At 36.6% G+C, this 19483-nt stretch carries 18 protein-coding genes; 10 read left to right on the forward strand and 8 right to left on the reverse strand.

The window, feature by feature from the left end; translation table 11 throughout:
* Positions 1 to 40 precede the first annotated feature (40 nt).
* Genes obgE through hpt form a run of 3 tightly spaced genes read right to left on the reverse strand, consistent with a single transcriptional unit; the run spans position 41 to position 2195 of the window.
* Entirely contained in the window at positions 41 to 1030 is a 990-nt protein-coding gene (gene obgE / locus GQR60_RS08760; RefSeq protein WP_101308043.1) for a GTPase ObgE, read from the reverse strand.
* A gap of 16 nt (positions 1031 to 1046) precedes the next feature.
* Positions 1047 to 1652, reverse strand: a complete 606-nt coding sequence (locus GQR60_RS08765) for an adenylate kinase (RefSeq protein ID WP_124992552.1) — start codon at positions 1650 to 1652, stop codon at positions 1047 to 1049.
* Positions 1653 to 2195, reverse strand: coding sequence for a hypoxanthine phosphoribosyltransferase (gene hpt, locus GQR60_RS08770; RefSeq protein ID WP_101308041.1), 543 nt, complete (start codon positions 2193 to 2195; stop codon positions 1653 to 1655). It abuts the gene before it with no gap.
* A 294-nt stretch (positions 2196 to 2489) separates the two neighbouring features.
* Here hpt and purE point away from each other — a divergent pair, with 294 nt between their 5' ends.
* The 4 genes from purE to GQR60_RS08790 all read left to right on the forward strand — a co-directional run bounded on the left by purE (position 2490) and on the right by GQR60_RS08790 (position 6745).
* Positions 2490 to 2996, forward strand: a complete 507-nt coding sequence (gene purE, locus GQR60_RS08775; protein WP_124992553.1) for a 5-(carboxyamino)imidazole ribonucleotide mutase — start codon at positions 2490 to 2492, stop codon at positions 2994 to 2996.
* Between the two features lie 287 nt (positions 2997 to 3283).
* Positions 3284 to 4096: a PorV/PorQ family protein gene (locus tag GQR60_RS08780; RefSeq protein ID WP_124992554.1), complete on the forward strand. Its 813-nt coding sequence runs from the start codon at positions 3284 to 3286 to the stop codon at positions 4094 to 4096.
* A gap of 99 nt (positions 4097 to 4195) precedes the next feature.
* Positions 4196 to 6145, forward strand: a complete 1950-nt coding sequence (locus GQR60_RS08785) for a helix-hairpin-helix domain-containing protein (protein WP_160463446.1) — start codon at positions 4196 to 4198, stop codon at positions 6143 to 6145.
* Positions 6146 to 6271: 126 nt separating this feature from the next.
* Complete coding sequence (locus tag GQR60_RS08790; protein ID WP_124992556.1) at positions 6272 to 6745, forward strand: PaaI family thioesterase; 474 nt, start codon at positions 6272 to 6274, stop codon at positions 6743 to 6745.
* Positions 6746 to 6747: 2 nt separating this feature from the next.
* Here GQR60_RS08790 and GQR60_RS08795 read toward each other — a convergent pair whose 3' ends face one another.
* Positions 6748 to 7653, reverse strand: coding sequence for an RluA family pseudouridine synthase (locus GQR60_RS08795; protein ID WP_124992557.1), 906 nt, complete (start codon positions 7651 to 7653; stop codon positions 6748 to 6750).
* 362 nt (positions 7654 to 8015) lie between these two features.
* Here GQR60_RS08795 and ybaK point away from each other — a divergent pair, with 362 nt between their 5' ends.
* From ybaK to GQR60_RS08820, 5 genes are all read left to right on the forward strand, one after another.
* Positions 8016 to 8504 carry a Cys-tRNA(Pro) deacylase gene (gene ybaK / locus GQR60_RS08800; protein WP_124992558.1) on the forward strand — a complete coding sequence of 163 codons (489 nt, stop codon included), beginning with the start codon at positions 8016 to 8018 and terminating at the stop codon, positions 8502 to 8504.
* On the forward strand, positions 8501 to 9139 hold the full coding sequence (locus GQR60_RS08805) for an HAD family hydrolase (protein ID WP_124992559.1): 639 nt from the start codon (positions 8501 to 8503) through the stop codon (positions 9137 to 9139). Before ybaK ends, GQR60_RS08805 begins: the two co-directional genes overlap by 4 nt.
* A 51-nt stretch (positions 9140 to 9190) precedes the next feature.
* Entirely contained in the window at positions 9191 to 9859 is a 669-nt protein-coding gene (locus tag GQR60_RS08810) for a DUF5020 family protein (protein WP_124992560.1), read from the forward strand.
* Positions 9860 to 9883: 24 nt separating this feature from the next.
* A complete protein-coding gene (locus GQR60_RS08815) occupies positions 9884 to 11206 on the forward strand; it encodes an NCS2 family permease (RefSeq protein ID WP_124992561.1) in 1323 nt (440 codons plus the stop codon).
* A gap of 196 nt (positions 11207 to 11402) precedes the next feature.
* Positions 11403 to 12275, forward strand: coding sequence for a hypothetical protein (locus tag GQR60_RS08820; RefSeq protein ID WP_124992562.1), 873 nt, complete (start codon positions 11403 to 11405; stop codon positions 12273 to 12275).
* Between the two features lie 90 nt (positions 12276 to 12365).
* Here GQR60_RS08820 and GQR60_RS08825 read toward each other — a convergent pair whose 3' ends face one another.
* From GQR60_RS08825 to lipA, 4 genes are all read right to left on the reverse strand, one after another.
* Complete coding sequence (locus GQR60_RS08825; protein ID WP_124992563.1) at positions 12366 to 13598, reverse strand: uracil-xanthine permease family protein; 1233 nt, start codon at positions 13596 to 13598, stop codon at positions 12366 to 12368.
* A gap of 230 nt (positions 13599 to 13828) precedes the next feature.
* Positions 13829 to 15538, reverse strand: coding sequence for a single-stranded-DNA-specific exonuclease RecJ (gene recJ, locus GQR60_RS08830; protein ID WP_124992564.1), 1710 nt, complete (start codon positions 15536 to 15538; stop codon positions 13829 to 13831).
* 23 nt (positions 15539 to 15561) lie between these two features.
* Complete coding sequence (lipB, locus tag GQR60_RS08835) at positions 15562 to 16266, reverse strand: lipoyl(octanoyl) transferase LipB (RefSeq protein WP_124992565.1); 705 nt, start codon at positions 16264 to 16266, stop codon at positions 15562 to 15564.
* Positions 16259 to 17170: a lipoyl synthase gene (gene lipA / locus GQR60_RS08840; RefSeq protein WP_225441373.1), complete on the reverse strand. Its 912-nt coding sequence runs from the start codon at positions 17168 to 17170 to the stop codon at positions 16259 to 16261. The genes lipB and lipA overlap by 8 nt, the downstream gene beginning before the upstream one ends.
* Before the next feature lie 486 nt (positions 17171 to 17656).
* Here lipA and lysS point away from each other — a divergent pair, with 486 nt between their 5' ends.
* Positions 17657 to 19378 carry a lysine--tRNA ligase gene (gene lysS, locus GQR60_RS08845; RefSeq protein WP_124992567.1) on the forward strand — a complete coding sequence of 574 codons (1722 nt, stop codon included), beginning with the start codon at positions 17657 to 17659 and terminating at the stop codon, positions 19376 to 19378.
* Positions 19379 to 19483: the final 105 nt, after the last annotated feature.

Raw genomic sequence — 19483 nt, forward strand, 5'->3', positions numbered from 1 at the left:
AGAAAGAAGCCCTAAGTTATTTTAATGCTATTTAAAGCTTTTACTCATTAATAGCTTTCCAAAGCATATCTTTTAATTCGGTAAGTCCTTTTTGAGCCACTGAAGAAATAAAAACATGCGGTATTTCAGGTAAATCCTGTTTCATCTCATCAATCAACTCCTGATCCAACATATCGGATTTTGTAATTGCCAGCAAGCGCTGTTTGTCCAGAAGTTCCGGGTTAAACTGTTTTAGTTCGTTCAACAGAATTTTGTATTCATTATGAATGTCGTCGCTATCGGCAGCTACCATAAACAGAAGAACTGAATTTCGCTCAATGTGTCGTAAAAACCGCAATCCAAGTCCACGCCCTTCGTGCGCACCTTCAATAATACCAGGAATATCTGCCATCACAAATGAGCGATTGTCACGGTAAGACACGATACCTAAATTAGGAACCAATGTGGTAAAAGGATAATCAGCAATTTTAGGTTTTGCCGCAGATACTACGGAAAGTAAAGTAGATTTACCTACGCTTGGAAAACCAACTAAACCAACATCTGCAAGAACCTTTAATTCTAGTATTACCGGTCGTTCCACTCTTTCTTCTCCGCTTTGAGCATAACGAGGTGTTTGATTTGTTGAAGATCTGAAATTCCAGTTTCCCAGACCTCCACGACCACCTTTCACTAAGATTTTCTCTTCGCCATCTTCGGTTACATCAAAAATAACTTCACCAGTTTCAGCATCGCGGGCAACAGTACCCAATGGTACTTCAATCACCTTATCCTCTCCTTCTTTACCCGTACTTCGGCTCTGCCCACCATCACCTCCATCACCAGAAAAGACGTGACGACTGTATTTTAAATGCACCAGAGTCCAAAGTTGCTTATTTGCACGTATGATAACATGTCCTCCCCGGCCACCATCACCACCATCCGGTCCACCGGTCATTGTCAACTTATCCCTGAAAAGGTGAGTTGACCCGGCACCTCCTGCACCCGAACGACAAAATATTTTTACGTAATCAACAAAATTAGACCCAGCCATAATATATATTTTTAATCTATTGTACTTCAACAGGAACTAATTGTCCCGTTAAACATTTTTCCAGCAATAAGCTAATTCGTTCAAGTACATCATCTAATGATCCTATTGCATCGAGAGAGTGATACACACCCTTTTCTTTATACCGCTTTGCAATCGGAGCAGTAACATCTTCATAAATCCGAAGTCGTTTTTCAATTACTTCTCTTCCTGAATCATCCGGCCGACCGGAAGATTCTCCTCTTTTTAAAAGTCGTTGAATTAATTCTTCTTCTTCCACTTTTAATTCGATAACTATATCAACAACACTGTCCCTTTTAGCAAGCATTCCGTCAAACACATCAATCTGACCTTCGTGACGCGGCATGCCATCGTATACAAAACCCTTTGCTTCGATATTGCTGTCTAAAAATTTCTCAACAATTCGATATGCTAATTTATCCGGAAAAAAATTTCCTCCATCAATCAATCTTTTTGCTTCCAATCCTTCGGGTGTTGCCAGCTTAATTTCTTCTCTGCACACATCGCCTGTAGAAAGGTGAATCAACCCATATTTTTTCTGAAGCAACTTAGATTGAGTTCCTTTTCCCGAACCAGGAGGTCCAAACAAAACAATGTTCAACATTTACTTTTCAATTACAGTATACACATCCGGAAGGTTTCTACCCATTCCATCGTAATCCAATCCTCTTCCAACAATAAAATCATTCGGTATTTCCATACCTACGTAATTTAATTTCACATCACGAATCAAAGCATCTGGTTTAAACAACATGGTTGCAATCAAAACTTCTTTGGCTTCGTAATCTTTAATTTGTTCCAGTGTATTTGTGATCGTAATTCCTGTATCAACAATATCTTCCAACAACACAACCGTTCTGTCTTTTAAATCTTCTGTAAAACCCATTAGTTTTTTCACTTTCCCAGTTGTTCCCATTCCATCGTATGAAGACAATCTCATAAATGTAATCTGAGCATTTTCAACAGTAATCTGCTTCATCAAATCCGATGCAAACATGAAAGAACCATTTAAAATACAAATAAATAACGGATTTGTCCCAGCAAGATCCTTATTCATTTTTTCAGCCATTTCGGCAATTACATTGTCAATATCCTCAGAAGGAATAGACACTCTAAATTCTCGATCCAGAAGTTTTACAGTTTTCATTGATTCAATTTTTGTCTTAGTTGTCCGATTTCCCCCAACAAGATTTCCCTTGAAATATCGGGCGTTTAAGGCAATGCCCTAAAATATCGTAAAATAAATATGTCTCACTCTTAAAAAACAGAAATAAAAAATGTTTCAATTCCACAGTGTTACATACATATTTTTTTTTCAATTTTACGCTTGAAAAAATAGTAAGTGATGCAAGTAACATTGGAATTAAAACAATTCCTTAATTTTAGCTGCAAAAGTACAATTTTTTGTCATTTTATTTACCAAATCCACGAATAAAACCATATGAAAGCAAAAGTAAGTATCATAATGGGAAGTACATCCGACCTTCCGGTTATGGAAAAAGCCGCCAAAGTCTTAAACGACTTCAAAATCCCTTTCGAGATTCATGCATTATCTGCTCACCGAACACCTGAAGAAGTTGAGAAATTTGCCAAAGGAGCATTCGATCGTGGAATAAAAGCCATTATTGCCGGAGCAGGAATGGCAGCACATCTGCCTGGTGTAATTGCTGCAATGACACCAGTACCGGTAATTGGAGTACCAATCAATGCATCCTTAGATGGTATGGATGCGCTTTTAAGTATTGCTCAAATGCCTCCGGGAATTCCTGTTGCAACAGTTGGCATTAACGGTGCTATGAATGCAGGTATTCTTGCCGGACAAATGCTTGCCATAGCGAATAGCGAATTGCAAAAAGATGTTATCGCGTTTAAAGAAAGTCTCAAAGAAAAAATCGTTAAAGCGAACGAAGAATTATCTTCTATCAAATACGAATTCAAGACCAACTAGGAAACAAAATAAAACCCACCACTACAAAACCACAAAACATAATTCTGTTTTGTGGTTTTTTTTATTATATTTACCACCAATATAATTCTGATTAACATTTAAACAATGTAATCCTACTTATAACAAACAATCAGTGCTTATAAGATTACACAATTACTATTTTCAATAATAATATTTTTTCATAGGTTCAAGGGTATCAATACATTAAAGTTTTCTCGAAATAAATAATAATCATAAGAGGAAAGGTGTTCATTTACTCTTTCTATGACTTGGACAATAATCTCAGGATGAAAAAAACATATCTTCTTCTTCTTCTTTTACTCCCAATTCATTTATTCGCATCAAATGAAAATCATTTAGCTGGTGCCCGCTCGCATGCAATGGGAAATTCAAGTGTTGCATTATTAGATATTTGGGCAGGTTTCCACAATCAGGCAATACTGGCAAAATTGGATGAAAAATCTTTTGGAGCGTACTACGAAAATCGGTTTGAAGTAAAAGAACTAAGCACAAAAGCATTTCATTTTAACTATCCGACTCAACTGGGAACTTTCAGTATGACTTATACACAATTTGGTTTTAATCTATATAAAGAAACCAAAATTGGTATCGCTTATTCCCGTGCTTTAGGGAAACACTTTTGGGCAGGATTGCAATTTGATCAAATCCGACAAGAATTGAATCAATCCTACGGATCACAGAGCAAATACACATTCGAAGCTGGAATTCTCGCAGAAATATTTCCTGATATTCACTTAGGCTTTCATATTTTCAACCCAAGTCAAACAAATTTCACCACTGCAGATTATAAAGATAAAATTCCCTGTACTGCAAGATTTGGTCTTTCGTGGAAGATGTCCGATCAAACGATTATCACCTCTGAAATTGAAAAGGATTTGGATCATGACATGAGAAGCAAATTTGGCATTGAATACGGAATAACTGAAAAAATATCCCTACGCGCCGGAGTTTACAATCATCCGAATTCAATTAGCATGGGAATGGGATTTTCTTTTAAAATTGTGAAAGCCAACATTTCCTTTTCCCGGCATCCGGTATTGGGTTATACTCCTTCGGCTGATATCAATATAACCTTTTAGTTTGTGCGCATGAATACCTCAAAACATTTAATAATCCTCTTTTGTTTACTTTGTTGCGCACTAATAACCAAATCACAAAATACAGCATCACAAAATGATTTGATTGAAAATTTAATTGAATCAATTGCAGAACAAAGCGAAGAAGATTTGGATTACTCAAATCTGCTCGACGAATTAAACATCCTTTTAACTGATCCAATAAATTTAAATAGTGCGAATGAAAATGATCTTAATAAGCTGTTTATTCTCAACAAAAATCAAATTACCAATTTCATTAAATACAGAGAAAGTACCGGACAAATCTTTAGTCTTTATGAATTACAGCTAATACCCGGATTTTCATCGGAAATCATTCGAACCATTGCTCCTTTTGTTAGTCTAAAACAAATGGCACAAGATACTCTCAGCAAAAGAAAAAAAGCAAAGCACATTCTGCTTTTAAAATCCGAAAGAACAATTGAGGAAGAAAAAGGCTACACTACTGAAAATGCAAACTCAAGATATCTTGGAAACCCATGGAAATATTATTCGCGCTACCAATATACATCTCCTGAAAAAAATGTCTCTTTTGGCTTCACATCTGAAAAAGACAAAGGAGAACCGTTTTTTGAAGCAGAAAATAAGAATGGTTTCGATTTTTACTCAGCCTACATTCAATACAATTCCAAAGGAATTTTAAAACGAGTAAATCTTGGTGATTATCAGATCAAATTTGGACAAGGACTGAGTATTTGGTCTGGATTGGGAGGTGGAAAATCCTCTTTAACAACCCATAACGCATACAAATCTCAAGGAATTAAAAGCTATAAATCTACTGATGAAAACCAGTTCCATCGTGGCATATCGTTACTATTAGCACCTCTTAAAAATGTAAATTTTGCACTGTTCACCTCCTACAAAAAGAAAGACGGCACTCTTCAATCCGATTCCATAAAACCTTTTATATCCAGCATTGTAAACACAGGCTTTCATAGAAATTCCAGCGAATTTGATAAAAAACACAAATTAGAAGAAATGATTTTTGGCTCCTATTTATCAGCCAATCTGAAAAAGATAGAACTGGGAATATCATTTCTGCAATCTAAACATACACCTGAAATAAAAGGAACCGATGTTGCTTACAATTTTCACGGTTTTAAGGGAAGTGAAAACCGTAATATTAGTCTTTACTACGAAACTCAATTTCGATCGATACACTTATACGGAGAAATAGCTCAAAGCAAATCCGGAGGCAAGGCACTTTTGCAAGGGGCAAATATTCAGGCTCACCCACAGCTTAACTTCGAGCTGATCTACCGAAAATACGATCCGGATTATCATGCCTTATTCTCGAATGCATTTGCAGAACAAAGTAAAACTCAAAACGAAGAAGGTTTCTACATGGGCGTCGAATTTCATCCTTATCCAAAATGGACACTAAAAGCTTATTACGATCAGTTCCAATTTCCCTGGCTGAGATATTCAGCCAACTCACCCAGTGAAGGACATGAATATTTCTCACAGCTTGAATTTACTCCTAACAATTCGGTTTCGGTTTATTTTAGGTACAAGCAGGAGAGCAAACCAGAAAATGACAGTTCAGGTGTTATCAAAAGTCTGGTCGACCAGAAGAAAAATCAATACCGTCTTCATTTGTCGGCAAAACTGAATGAGAATTGGGAAATTAGAAACCGAATTGAAATCTCACAATACCAAAAAGAAAATATCAATGAAAATGGTTATCTCCTTTATCAGGATTTAATTTATCACTTTACGAACAAACCTATTTCCCTGAATCTTCGTTACGCTTTATTCGACACAGATTCTTTTAATTCGAGAATTTACGCGTACGAAAATGACATTCTTTACGCCTACTCCGTGCCTGCCTACTATCTAAAAGGAAATCGTTTTTATATCAATTTTAACTGGGAATTAAACAGGCATCTTAAATTATACGCAAGATATTCTCAAACAAAATATTCCAACCAAACAAGCATAGGCTCCAGCAACTCAGAAATCAAAGGCGACACAAAATCAGAGATTAAATTATTACTCAAATTTCGTTTTTAACGACCGATAGCTAAATGAATTTCGCGACAAGTTCATTATACTCCTTGGCTTTGTTCATTTATACATCGGCAATAATTTCGCAATTCAAGAATCCTTTCTTACTTTCGAACCCCAAATTCAATAAGCATGAAAAAAATAATCAATCCTTATATCGAAACCGAAAATGGAAACTGCTTTGGCTGCTCCCCAAAAAATGAGCAGGGTTTGCAAATGGAATTCTTCGAAGACGGCGATTTCATTGTCTCTCACTGGAATCCGAAAGCTCATTTGTCGGGTTTTAAAAATGTATTGCACGGAGGAGTTCAGACTACTATTCTTGATGAAATTGCTTGCTGGGTAGTATTTGTAAAATGCCAAACCAGTGGAGTAACCACAGCCTTAAATGCAAAATTCAGAAGCTCTGCTTTTACAGATAAAGGATTGCTGACAGTGCGGGCTCAATTAATTTCTCAGGAAAAGAAATTTGCGAACATTCATGCAGAAATATTGGATGAAAATGGAAAAGTCTGCTCTGAAGCCGAAATCCAGTATATGATATTTCCTCCTGAAATGGCAAAGAAAAAGTTTGGATATCCAGGAATCGAAGCATTCTATGAGTAAAATTACACGAGATTAAGATCTTCATTGTATCTCTTCCATCGTTTTTCTTCCATCTCCATAAAACGGCCGAACTTATAAGGTGGATCTATCGATATATCCATCTTCTCGTTTGTAACCGGATGATGAAACTGAAGCCCTGTTGCGCACAGGAACAATCCTTTCCTGCGCAAAATCTCACCTTCACTTCCATATAGTTTATCGCCCAAAATTGGAGTTCCCATTCCTGCCATATGAATTCTCAACTGATGAGTTCTTCCCGTTTTTGGAAACAAATGAACCATATTTAAGGTTTGATTGCGAATCGAATTATTTCTTTGAATCACCTGAAATGAACTTACAGCATCCTTACCTTCAACGGGCATATCAACCTTACCTTTATCAGGCAAACTGCCTATAACTACTGCTGTATATTGCTTGCTGACAGTTCTATTTTCGAATTGCGCTCCTAAGCACTTAATTGCATGGGATGTTTTTGCTATCAATAACAATCCACAAGTAGGATTATCCAAACGATGAACCGGACGAAAAACCGTCAAAGCATCAATACATGTTGACAGCTTTAAATTAAACGGCAAAGTATTCTGTATAGTACGAAATAAATTTCCACTTACCGAAATACCGGCAGGTTTATTAATCACGGCAATATGCTCATCTTCATAAATTACCTCGAGTTCCAATTCAAATACCTTTGCCGGAGGTAATTCCAAATCACACATGTCAATTCGCTGCCCTGATTCTACCCACAAACCAGTTTTTGCAACAACTCCATTCACCAGTACCATTCCCTTCTTTATTGCCTTTTTCATCCCCTGATGAGATGAAATTGAAACAAAAACAGAAGGAGCATAATCCTGCAAACGAATATCGCTTATGCCGTCTGGAACAATATGCGTTTCGATTACTTTCACAATATTTTAGTTTAAGTTTCTATACCTGAAAGATAAAACAAAATCAGGACAGTATTTGCCTTAGATCGACACCCGATAAAAAAATGTCGTAATTCTGTAACAATACGATTCAAACATCTAATCTGCTTTCTCTTAAATATGTAATTTTAATTCTTAACAAATTAAAACAATAATAATATTTCCTCCTGCAAACCTTTGTTTCTGATAAATATCAGCTTTTTAATGGGCAGACAAAAAAGTTTTTAATTTTGAAATTTAAAAATTTTACTACTTTTGCGCCTTATTATAAAGGCATCATCTGGGAAACTGGTAGTTTCCAGTAAAAAAGCAATTGTTTTTTTAACTGGCCAAAAAACAAAAGGATGAAAAAGACAAATGCGGCCCGCATTTTAGATCGGGCAAAAATTGAATACGAAATTATCGATTACGATGTGGATCCAATAGAATTGGGAGCCGAACGCGTAGCTGAAAAAACAGGTCAGCATATTCAATTTATCTTCAAAACACTTGTCCTTACCGGAGATAAAACAGGCACAATTGTCGCTTGCATTCCCGGAGCCTCCGAACTTGATCTTAAAGCATTCGCAACTCTTAGCGGCAATAAAAAATGTGCAATGGTTCCCATGAAAAATATTCAGGAACTAACAGGCTATATTCGTGGTGGCTGTTCTCCTCTGGGAATGAAAAAAGATTATCCTATCTTTATGGATATGAGTGCTCTTAAGCTTGACTACGTGTTAATCAGTGCCGGCATCAGAGGCAAACAACTAAAGCTAAATCCACATGATCTGCTAAAAGTATCAGGTGCAGCAACCGGAGCAATAGCCACCCTAAAATCCCAAACTACATGATAAAAAGTAAAGCGATTATTTGGGATTACAACGGAACACTTTTGGATGATCTGTCGATAGGACTTAAGAGTATCAACCAAATGCTGATTAAAAGAGAGCTTCCTATACTAAGCACGGAAAGCTATAGAGACATTTTTACTTTTCCGGTAAAAAAATATTACGAATCTGTTGGATTCAATTTTGAAAAGGAAGATTGGGATCTTACAGCAAAAGAATTTATCTCCAATTACAAATCCTTATTACCTGAATCAAGCATATTTCCTGAAGCTATTCAGCTTCTTTCCCATTTTTCGTCCTTAGGTAAAAAACAATTTATCCTGTCGGCAATGGAACAGAACATGCTGAACGCTTCGGTTGCAAATGAAAATATTGGCAGTTTTTTCTCAGAAATTTCCGGCATTGATAATATTTATGCCAGTTCGAAAATTGCAAATGGAATTAAAATGATTGAAAGTCATCAGCTTACTCCAAAAGATGTTTGCCTGTTTGGTGACACCACTCACGACTACGAAGTTGCTCAGGAATTAGGCTGTAATTGTATATTAATTGCTGCAGGTCATCAATCCATCAAAAAATTAAATGAGACAGGTTGCCCTATTGTGGTCAATCACCTTAACGATATTATAAAGAATTAAAACAACCATTTTTAGTAACTACTATTTTTAAACCTAAACAATCATTTTAAGATGAAAAAATTACTTGTAATCTTTGCTGTTCTGGCTTCCTTCGCAGTGAATGCTCAAAACTTTCAGTTGCACCGCGATTTCGACAGAGATCAATTCACCTCCACTTTCGAAATGTTTAAAATGGACAAATGGGGTAACACGTTTACTTTCGTAGATTTTGATTACAATTCAGAAAACGGAATCAACCAAGGTTATTTTGAGATTGCCCGTGTCTTAAAAACAGAAAAAATGCCTGTCGGTATCCATATTGAATTCAATGGTGGTGTTGGAAATGCCACAAACTTCGGATACACCATTACAAATGCCTGGATTTATGGTTTGAACTATTCTAAAGGAAATGCAAAATGTGGATTTTCGGCTTATGCAGGTTACAAATCTTTTAAAAATGCCGGCAAAGGTAATTTTCAGGTAACAGGAACCTGGTATGCAAACCTGTTTAAAAATAAAGTAACACTATCTGGTTTTGCTGATCTTTGGTCAGAAAATGGAGACAATGAAGCCATTGCCTCAGGTATTGTTTCAGACAAACTGGTTTTCTTAGCTGAACCTCAATTTTGGTATAATGCCACAGAAAATATATCTCTTGGTGGAGAAATTGAAATCTCTAACAATTTTGCTGGTGACGACTTTAAAGTTCGTCCTACTTTAGCTGTAAAATGGAATTTCTAATCGGAAAACTAATTATAAACAACCATGTTAGATAAATTTTTTAATATCACCGGGCAAGGTTCAAACATGAAGACAGAGATTGTCGCCGGTTTAACCACCTTTGCTACGATGGCCTATATTTTGGCTGTAAATCCATACTTTCTCTCCGTTGCAGGAATGGATTATGGTGCTGTAATGACTGCAACTGCATTATCTGCAGTGATTGCTACATTAGTTATGGCATTGGTTGCTAAACTTCCTTTTGCTTTAGCTCCGGGGATGGGACTAAATGCCTTTTTTGCATTCACCGTATGTGGTGTAATGGGATGCAGCTGGCAGTTAGCTCTTACCGCAGTATTTGCTGAAGGTATCATCTTTCTTTTACTTACGTTCTTTAACGTTCGCGAAGCCATTATCAACTCAATTCCTACCAATATTAAACATGCTATTTCTGTAGGTATTGGTCTGTTTATTGCTTTTATAGGATTGGCACATAAAGATGTTGCAATTATTGTACAAGGACAAGGAGTTCCTGTTCACTTAGGAAATCTTCATTCTGCAGGGGCATTGCTTTGTATTTTAGGTATCATTATTATTGGCCTGCTTTTGGTTCGCAATGTAAAAGGTGCAATTTTAATTGGTCTTCTGGCTGTAACTGCAGTTGGATTGATTCCAGGAATAGACGTTACAAGTCTTCCTAAGGATGGTGGTATTGTAAGTCTTCCTCCATCATTAGAGCCTATCTTTTTCAAATTTGTAGGATTTGAGGAGGTTCTTTCATGGAAATTTGTTTCTATCCTATTCGTTTTCCTTTTTGTAGATATGTTCGACACTGTTGGAACTCTTGTAGGTGTATCTTCAAAAGCAAATCTTTTGGATGAAAAAGGAAGAGTACCCCGTGTTAAACAAGCTCTTTTTGCCGATGCTATTGGTACTACTGTAGGTGCAGTATTGGGAACATCAACTGTAACAACTTACGTTGAAAGTGCTGCCGGTGTAGCCGAAGGTGGAAAAACAGGTATGACCTCATTGGTTGTGGCATTCATGTTCTTTCTTGCCTTATTTTTCACACCGCTTTTCACAATGATTCCTGCGGCTGCCAGTTCATCAGTTCTTGTAATCATCGGTATTTTCATGATGAGTCCAATCACAAAAATCAACTTTGATGATTACTCAGAATTCATTCCGGCTTTCCTTACCATGATTATGATGCCTCTTGCATACAGTATCGCAGAAGGTATTGCATTCGGTATGCTTTCCTATGTAATCTTAAAAGTACTAACAGGCCGTTACAAAGAACTAAACATTGCAATGATTTGTATTGCCTTTTTATTCGTACTGAAATACATTTATAATATTGGTGAGTAATTACTTCCCAAAACATTTACAATCCCTCATACAATGTATGGGGGATTTTTTTATCCTTTCTTTTTCAACTTCACAAAAATAAAACCACACTCAATCATCAGATATCAACCATCAGTCACTATTATGAATTCATTCATCAGAACTTTATTGTTTTTTGTCCGTTTAAGAATACGTGTTGAAATAAATAAGGAAAGATATGAGAGCGAGCAAATTAATAGGTTGGGCATTTCTTATTATACCAGGAATAATTTCCTGTTCCACATCGGAAGAGGATATGAATATGGAGATTCAAATTACCAATTCTGTGAATATTGAAGAAAATGCGATGGTGAACTGCATTTTGGAAGACCTTCTTTGCGAGGTGGAAAAAAATGTGATTGCAACCGATTATGGTACAAAGTCAAAAGACAATACCAAAAGAGATTCAATTCCAGTTATTAAAGTAAGCGGTGACAATGAACCTCCAACATCCACAAAAACAATAAGTATCAACTATGGATCAAGTAATCATACCGATCATCTGGGAAGATTAAAACGTGGACAAATACACAATGAAATTTCAGGGAGATACATGACGAATCAGACTCTTCAATCTATTCATTTTGAAGAATTTTGTATTAATGATCTAAAAATAGAAGGTCGTATTGAAATTACATCGAATGGATTCAACGAATTTGATCAGCTAAGCTTTACTATTTCGTACGACAATATTGTTTTCACCTCTTCAAACGGATTACAATACAGTATTTCAGGTACAAAAACCAAAGAATGGATTGACGGATACAGCACCCCGGAAAACCCATGGGATGATCAATTTCTGGTTTCCGGTGAATGCCATGGAATCAATTCTGAAAACAGAGAATATCATTCAAAGATATCAACACCATTGTTAATAAGTCGCTCGTGCGAATTCATTTTATCCGGCGAAACTGAATTTCAAATAGAAAATGAATCGGTATTTTATAGTTTTGGAGATAGGATGTGCGATAATAAAGGATACTACATCCGAAATGGCAAGACAAATAATTTTGAATTTGGCAGATATTCTTTTAGAAAAATAACCCAATAAATTTCTTGATGCATAAATGGTAATTTAGTTAGTATTAGACAAGAAAAGCCCCAAATTGGGGCTTTTTATTTATATCATTGAGATTCTTCTTTATTTTTCCTTGCTTCCTTTTATTGGCCTGGAAGTATCTGGTAAAATTAAATTCAATATAACTCCTACCAAAGAAGCAAGACCAATTCCTGCCAAAGAGAAGGTTCCATATGAAATTTGTGCTCCACCAATTCCTACGGTTAGCACAATAGAAATAATCACCTGATTTCTGGTTTTTGAGAAATCTGTCTTGGCATCAATTAATGTTTTGATTCCGATACTGGCAATCATACCGAACAACAGCAGCATAATTCCACCCAAAACAGCTTGTGGAATTGTTTTAAGAAATGCACTTACTTTTCCGATAAGGGAAAATACTACTGCCGTAATTGCAGCAATTCTCAATACTCGCGGATCGGTAACTTTAGTTAATGCTATTGCTCCGGTTACCTCAGAATAAGTTGTATTTGGTGGTCCGCCAAAAAATCCAGCGAAAGCTGTAGCAATACCATCACCAAGCAGAGTTCTGTGCAAACCTGGATCTTTTACAAATTTCTTATTCGCCACTCCTCCAATTGCATACATATCACCCACATGTTCTATAATCGGGGCAAAAGCAACAGGAAGCATATACAATACAGCACCCCAGTTTAATTCCGGACGAACAAAATCAGGCAACGCAAACCATGCAGCATCATTAATTGACGTAAAATCAACTTTCCCTAATACTATAGAGAGAATGTAACCAACAATAATTCCCACAAAAATAGGAATCAGCTTAATCATTCCTTTGCTGTAAACCACAACTAGAACTGCAGTTAATAAGGAAACAGAAGAAATAATCCAATTCGTTTTTGCCATATTTACAGCAACAGGAGCCAGTGAAAGACCAATAATCATGATTACAGGCCCCACCACAATAGAAGGAAATATTTTCTCGATTACGCCTAAGCCCCAAACTTTGATTATTGCAGAGACAACGCCATACACCAAACCAACGGCAATTAAACCAGAAAGAGCTCCCGGCAAACCATACAATTCCGTAGCGGCTACAATTGGAGCAATAAATGCAAAACTACTGCCCAAAAAAACAGGAACCTTACCTTTTGTGATTAAATGAAAAATCAAGGTTCCGATTCCTGCTGTAAATAATGCGACTGATGGGTCAATACCGACTAATAACGGGACAAGGACTGTTGCGCCAAAGGCAACAAATAAGAACTGAATCCCGATAATAATTCTTTTCGCGGGACTATCAAAGTTCGGTGTGCTGGTTTCTTGAGACAGGATCATAAAATAGGTTTAGATTTTTTACAAATTGGCGCAAATATAGCAAGGATGCCTCGAAGAACAAATCCGAATAGTTGTTTTTAAAGAAGTTCTCTTTATGATGATCATGCTCAACACACAACAAAACCAAGCGTTTCAAACACTCAGGCTATCGAAATAAAACAATCAAAAAAATGGAAAAAAATTAATGAGCGGGAAAAAACCAAATCAATTCCTGATAAATCTAAAATTATTTAGAACTTGATATCACGAACCATTAACTGAGTTTCAACTTTTCCCATGTACTCATTCTCCTGAAGTGAGTAACAGACATCAAATGGAACACCACTCGAAATTTTAGGATACAAATTCCCCATTGAAAAAGCAATTCCTGCTTTTACATCTCCTTCGCGAATATCGTCAACAACTGAAAGTTTAAGATGTTCCTTATTTCTTCCTACCGGACGACTATAACCATAATCGAGAACTTGTTCGCTCACAAAAACCGGGGTCATGTTTTTTGGGCCGAAAGGCTCAAACTGTTTAATAATCCGGAAAAATTTAGGGGTAATATCAGATAATTTTATATTTGCATCAATCTTAACCTGAGGAACCAACATATCTTCTGAAATGTTATTTACCACATAATCTTCGAAACGTTTTTGGAACTCTCCAACATTCTCGATTTTCATAGTTAAACCTGCAGCATACTTGTGACCACCAAAGTTTTCCAGTAAATCACTACATTCCGAAATTGCATTGTACAAATCAAAACCGTCAACCGAACGAGCGCTGCCTGTAGCAAAACCATTCGATTCGGTAAGAATTACTGTTGGTTTATAATAATTCTCAATCATTCGAGAAGCAACAATACCAATCACTCCTTTGTGCCAGTTACGATCAAAAAGAACAGTGCTTTTTTTAGCAAGCAACGCGCTGCTTTTTGCAACTCTTTCCAACGCTTCATCCGTAATACTATGATCCAATTCTTTGCGATCTTCGTTCATCACATCAATTGTATCTCCTATTAATATGGCCGACTCCTCAGTATCGGCAATCAGCAATTGAACTGCCCGGTTGCCCGATTGAATTCTTCCGGCAGCATTAATTCTTGGACCGACTTTAAAAACAATATCGTTTACTGTCAGATCTTTGTCAACTCCGGCTAAATTTAATATTGTTTTCAGTCCTAGTCTCGGAGAATTATTCAGTTGTATTAATCCAAAATAGGTCAGCACTCTGTTCTCGCCGGTAATTGGGACAATATCCGAAGCTATACTAACAGCCAATAAATCAAGCAATGGTATCAACTCCTCAAATGGCCATCCCATTTTCTGAGCCAATCCCTGCATTAACTTAAAGCCAACTCCACAACCCGATAACGCATCACAAGGATAATCGCAATCCAATCTTTTAGGATCGAGAACTGCAATTGCCTCTGGCAAAATATCGCCTGGTGTATGATGATCGCAAACTATAAAATCGATGCCTTTTTCATTCGCGTATGCAATTTTACCAACGGCCTTAATACCGCAGTCCAATGCAATTATCAATTTAAAATTGTTATCCGCGGCGTAATCAATCCCTGCTGTTGAAACGCCGTAACCTTCCGAGTACCGATCAGGAATATAATAATCTATAAAATCGAAGTGTTTTTTAAGATAAGTGTAAACAAGAGAAACAGATGTGGTTCCATCAACGTCATAATCACCATAGATCATAACTCTTTCTTGTTTCTGAATTGCTGTCTCTATTCTTTCAACAGCTTTATCCATATCTTTCATTAGAAAAGGATCGTGCAGATCATCGAGGCTGGGACGAAAAAACTTCTTTGCCATATCGAATGTAGTAATCCCACGTTGCACCAGCAAATCAGCGACTAAACGGTCAACACCAAGTGATTTCATAAGTGTTATAACCGTTCCTTCATCTCCCGGCTCATTGATTACCCATCTCTTTTCCATATTCTAGAATTTGGCTAGCTAAATTAGTCAATTTCAAGCGTCATATCAAACAGTTTAGTGATATGGCTCTTCAAATTATGTTTTACTTCTTCAATATCAAGCTCTTTGCCCAATTCTTTTTTTAAGGATGTTACCCCTTTATCAACAAATCCACACGGATTAATGTACTCAAAATATTTTAAATCGGTATTTACATTAAAAGCAAAACCATGCATGCTTACCCATCTGCTGATTCGCACACCAATAGCACAAATTTTGCGAACAGTCGGCTTTCCAACATCCAACCAAACTCCTGTTGCACCTTCCAACCGCGTTCCAACAATTCCATAATCGGCAATACAATTAATAACAGCTTGCTCCAGAGTTTCGATGTATTTTTTAATTCCCATATCGTAGGTTTCCAAATTTAAGATTGGATACCCAACAATCTGTCCCGGCCCATGATAGGTAATATCACCTCCGCGATTAATTTTATGAAAAGTTGCCTCTTTTGCCTGAAGCTGCAATAAATCAAGAAGCATATTTTGTTCTTTCCCGCTTTTTCCAAGCGTATAAACGTGTGGATGTTCGCAAAACAACAAATAATTATTTGATAATTTTTTCTGATCAGCCGGAAGATCAGCATTAGCCAGCTTGGATGTCAGAACTTCATTAAACAAATTTTCCTGATAATCCCATGCTTCTTTATAATCAATCGATCCAAGATCGCAAAATACAGTCTTAATCATCTTTTAAACTCCGTTTTAAGTTTAACGCATTTACATGACGTTCTGCATGATATGAGGAACGCACCAAAGGTGTACTTTCTACAAATGCAAAACCTTTTTCCAAACCAACAGTTTCATATTTTTTGAATACCTCAGGAGTAATGTATTCCTGAACTTCCAAATGATTTTTTGTTGGCTGCAAATACTGACCAATTGTCATGACTCTGACTCCCACCTCAAGCAAATCATCCATTACTTGATAAATCTCTTCTTCTTTCTCGCCCAAACCAAGCATTATTCCCGATTTAGCGACAATCCCCGAATCTGAAATTTGCTTTAACACCTTCAAGCTTAAATCGTATTTTGCTTTGCTTCGAACTTCACGGGTTAATCTTCGAACCGTTTCCAGATTATGAGAGATCACCTCCGGATTCATATCAATCACTCTTTGAATGTCCTCCTCTTTCCCATTAAAATCGGGGATTAAAACCTCAAGTGTGGTTTCCGGAGTAGTTTCTTTTATACATTTTATGGTTTCTGCCCAAATTCCAGATCCTCCGTCTTCCAAATCATCCCGGTCAACAGAAGTTATTACAGCATGTTTTAAGCTCATCAGCTTAATGGAACGAGCCAATCTTTTGGGTTCTTTCCAATCTGCCTCAAGTGGCTTTCCTGTTGGAACGTTACAAAATTTGCAGGCACGCGTACAAATATTTCCTAAAATCATAAAAGTAGCAGTTCCATTTCCCCAACATTCTCCAACATTCGGACATTTCCCGCTCGAACAAATAGTATGCAATCCATTCTCCTTTACTATTCCATTCACGTATGCATAATCGTCACCCTTTGGCAACTGTATTTTCAACCAATCTGGTTTTCTTCTTGTCTTCATTTTACTACTGCTTAATTTTTCCTGATGATTCAAAACTCTTTAAACTCTTTTCATCAATAATTTATAACTGATCAAAACACCACAAATAATCAATTGATTTTCAGCAACAAACACTACAGCAAAATTTAATTCCTAAATAAAAATAAATCCACGCAAAGGTATTCGAAACATTTTAACTTTGCATGAAATACCTTATATTTTTGCCTCTTTCGTGAATGTTTCGTTATATTTATTCAATCTAAATACCATTAATTTCATGCAATATTACCAATTATATTTGGCTTTACAATGGCATTTGAAACAACACATTTTTCGTTTAAGAAATAGAAAAATTCAACAGTAAAGAAAATAAGCTTTCTTTTTAAATCTTTTATAAACCCCCTAAGCTGGCAGACACAATCAATTCTCATACTTTAATTAGCGCAATCAGCATTAAATCCAATAAGTAAAGCTATTGAAATTAATTATTTGGACAGATTATATTATCTTTGCACCCGAATAAACTTTATTGAGATTAAGATGAATGCGTTAGAACTTAGTGAACAAGAAATCATTAGAAGGAATTCCCTTAAAGAAATGCAGTCTATGGGTATCAACCCATTTCCTGCGGCACAATATCATGTAAACAGCTTTTCTTCAGATATTCTGAAAGATTTCGATCCTGAAAAGAAAAACCTTCAAGAGGTTTGTATAGCAGGTAGAATCATGAGCAGAAGAATTATGGGTAAAGCTTCCTTTCTTGAACTTCAGGATTCGAAGGGAAGAATACAGGTTTACATTACAAGAGATGATATCTGCCCGGGCGAGGATAAAACCCTTTACAACACAGTATTCAAAAAACTGACTGATATTGGTGATTTTATTGGAATTAAGGGTTACGTATTTGTTACTCAGGTAGGTGAAACTTCGGTTCATGCAACCGAAATGACAATTCTTTCAAAATCTATTCGTCCGCTTCCAATTGTTAAGGAAAAAGATGGAAAAGTTTACGATGCTTTCAGCGATCCTGAAATGCGTTACCGTCAGCGGTATGTTGATTTGGTAGTAAACCCATCTGTTAAGGATGTTTTCCTGAAAAGAACGAAAATCATCAACTCGATGCGCGAACTTTTCAACAGCAAGGATTATTTAGAAGTGGAAACACCAATCTTACAGGCTATTCCAGGTGGTGCTTCTGCCCGTCCGTTCGAAACACATCACAATGCATTGGATATTCCTCTTTACATGCGTATTGCCAACGAACTTTATCTGAAAAGATTAATTGTTGGTGGATTTGACGGGGTTTATGAGTTTGCAAAAGATTTTCGTAACGAAGGAATGGATCGTACTCACAATCCGGAATTTACAGTAATGGAAATCTATGTTGCCTATAAGGATTACAACTGGATGATGGACTTTACTGAAGAAATGATCGAGAAAATTGCGATGGATCTTCACGGAAAAACCAAATTGACTGTTGGCGATAAGGAGATTGATTTCAAACGTCCTTTCAAACGGATCTCTATGCTTGATTCTATTCTTGAATTCACCGGAATTGATATCAATGGAATGGATGATGTACAACTTCGCGAGGTTTGTAAAAAACTGAATATAGAAGTGGATGAAACCATGGGAAAAGGAAAATTAATCGATGAAATTTTTGGTGAGAAATGTGAAGGAAATTACATTCAGCCAACTTTCATTACCGATTACCCTGTTGAAATGTCTCCTCTTTGCAAAAAGCACAGAGACAATCCGGAATTAACCGAGCGCTTCGAACTAATGGTGAATGGAAAAGAACTTTGTAATGCATATTCGGAGTTAAATGATCCTATTGATCAGTTGGAGCGTTTTCAGGAACAAAACAAATTAAGTGAAAAGGGTGATGATGAAGCCATGTTTATTGATATGGACTTTGTTCGTGCTCTTGAATATGGTATGCCTCCTACATCAGGAATGGGAATTGGTATTGATCGGTTAACGATGTTGATGACCAACTCACAATCAATTCAGGATGTATTATTCTTCCCGCAAATGAGACCTGAGAAGAAAGCGGCTGTTGACAGTGATGATAAATTTATTGCTTTGGGGATTGCCCCTGAATGGATGCCTGTAATTCGTAAAGCGGGTTTTTTAACCGTTAGCGCTTTAAAGGAAGAAAAGTCAACAAAACTTCATCAGGATATTTGCGGCTGGAATAAAAAACTAAAAATGGGATTAAAAAACCCAAGTCAGGAAGAAGTAGCAGAGTGGTTGTCTTAATAATTCCCGCTTTAAAATATTTTCATATCGGAGGTCGGGAATTTCTCCCTTCCTCCGATATTTAGTAAATTAGAGATCTGATCGTTACAGAAATAATTCTCTAAC

The sequence above is a fragment of the Labilibaculum euxinicum genome (assembly GCF_009795715.1).
GTDB lineage: Bacteria > Bacteroidota > Bacteroidia > Bacteroidales > Marinifilaceae > Labilibaculum > Labilibaculum euxinus.

Bases quoted from the DNA above. Each gene is read 5' to 3' on its own strand.
- purE (WP_124992553.1), top strand. From the start codon at position 2,490: ATGAAAGCAAAAGTAAGTATCATAATGGGAAGTACATCCGACCTTCCG.
- GQR60_RS08790 (WP_124992556.1), top strand. From the start codon at position 6,272: ATGAAAAAAATAATCAATCCTTATATCGAAACCGAAAATGGAAACTGC.
- GQR60_RS08815 (WP_124992561.1), top strand. From the start codon at position 9,884: ATGTTAGATAAATTTTTTAATATCACCGGGCAAGGTTCAAACATGAAG.
- GQR60_RS08805 (WP_124992559.1), top strand. From the start codon at position 8,501: ATGATAAAAAGTAAAGCGATTATTTGGGATTACAACGGAACACTTTTG.
- ybaK (WP_124992558.1), top strand. From the start codon at position 8,016: ATGAAAAAGACAAATGCGGCCCGCATTTTAGATCGGGCAAAAATTGAA.
- GQR60_RS08765 (WP_124992552.1), bottom strand. From the start codon at position 1,652: ATGTTGAACATTGTTTTGTTTGGACCTCCTGGTTCGGGAAAAGGAACT.
- GQR60_RS08810 (WP_124992560.1), top strand. From the start codon at position 9,191: ATGAAAAAATTACTTGTAATCTTTGCTGTTCTGGCTTCCTTCGCAGTG.
- lipB (WP_124992565.1), bottom strand. From the start codon at position 16,266: ATGATTAAGACTGTATTTTGCGATCTTGGATCGATTGATTATAAAGAA.
- GQR60_RS08780 (WP_124992554.1), top strand. From the start codon at position 3,284: ATGAAAAAAACATATCTTCTTCTTCTTCTTTTACTCCCAATTCATTTA.
- GQR60_RS08825 (WP_124992563.1), bottom strand. From the start codon at position 13,598: ATGATCCTGTCTCAAGAAACCAGCACACCGAACTTTGATAGTCCCGCG.
- GQR60_RS08820 (WP_124992562.1), top strand. From the start codon at position 11,403: ATGAGAGCGAGCAAATTAATAGGTTGGGCATTTCTTATTATACCAGGA.
- lysS (WP_124992567.1), top strand. From the start codon at position 17,657: ATGAATGCGTTAGAACTTAGTGAACAAGAAATCATTAGAAGGAATTCC.
- obgE (WP_101308043.1), bottom strand. From the start codon at position 1,030: ATGGCTGGGTCTAATTTTGTTGATTACGTAAAAATATTTTGTCGTTCG.
- hpt (WP_101308041.1), bottom strand. From the start codon at position 2,195: ATGAAAACTGTAAAACTTCTGGATCGAGAATTTAGAGTGTCTATTCCT.
- recJ (WP_124992564.1), bottom strand. From the start codon at position 15,538: ATGGAAAAGAGATGGGTAATCAATGAGCCGGGAGATGAAGGAACGGTT.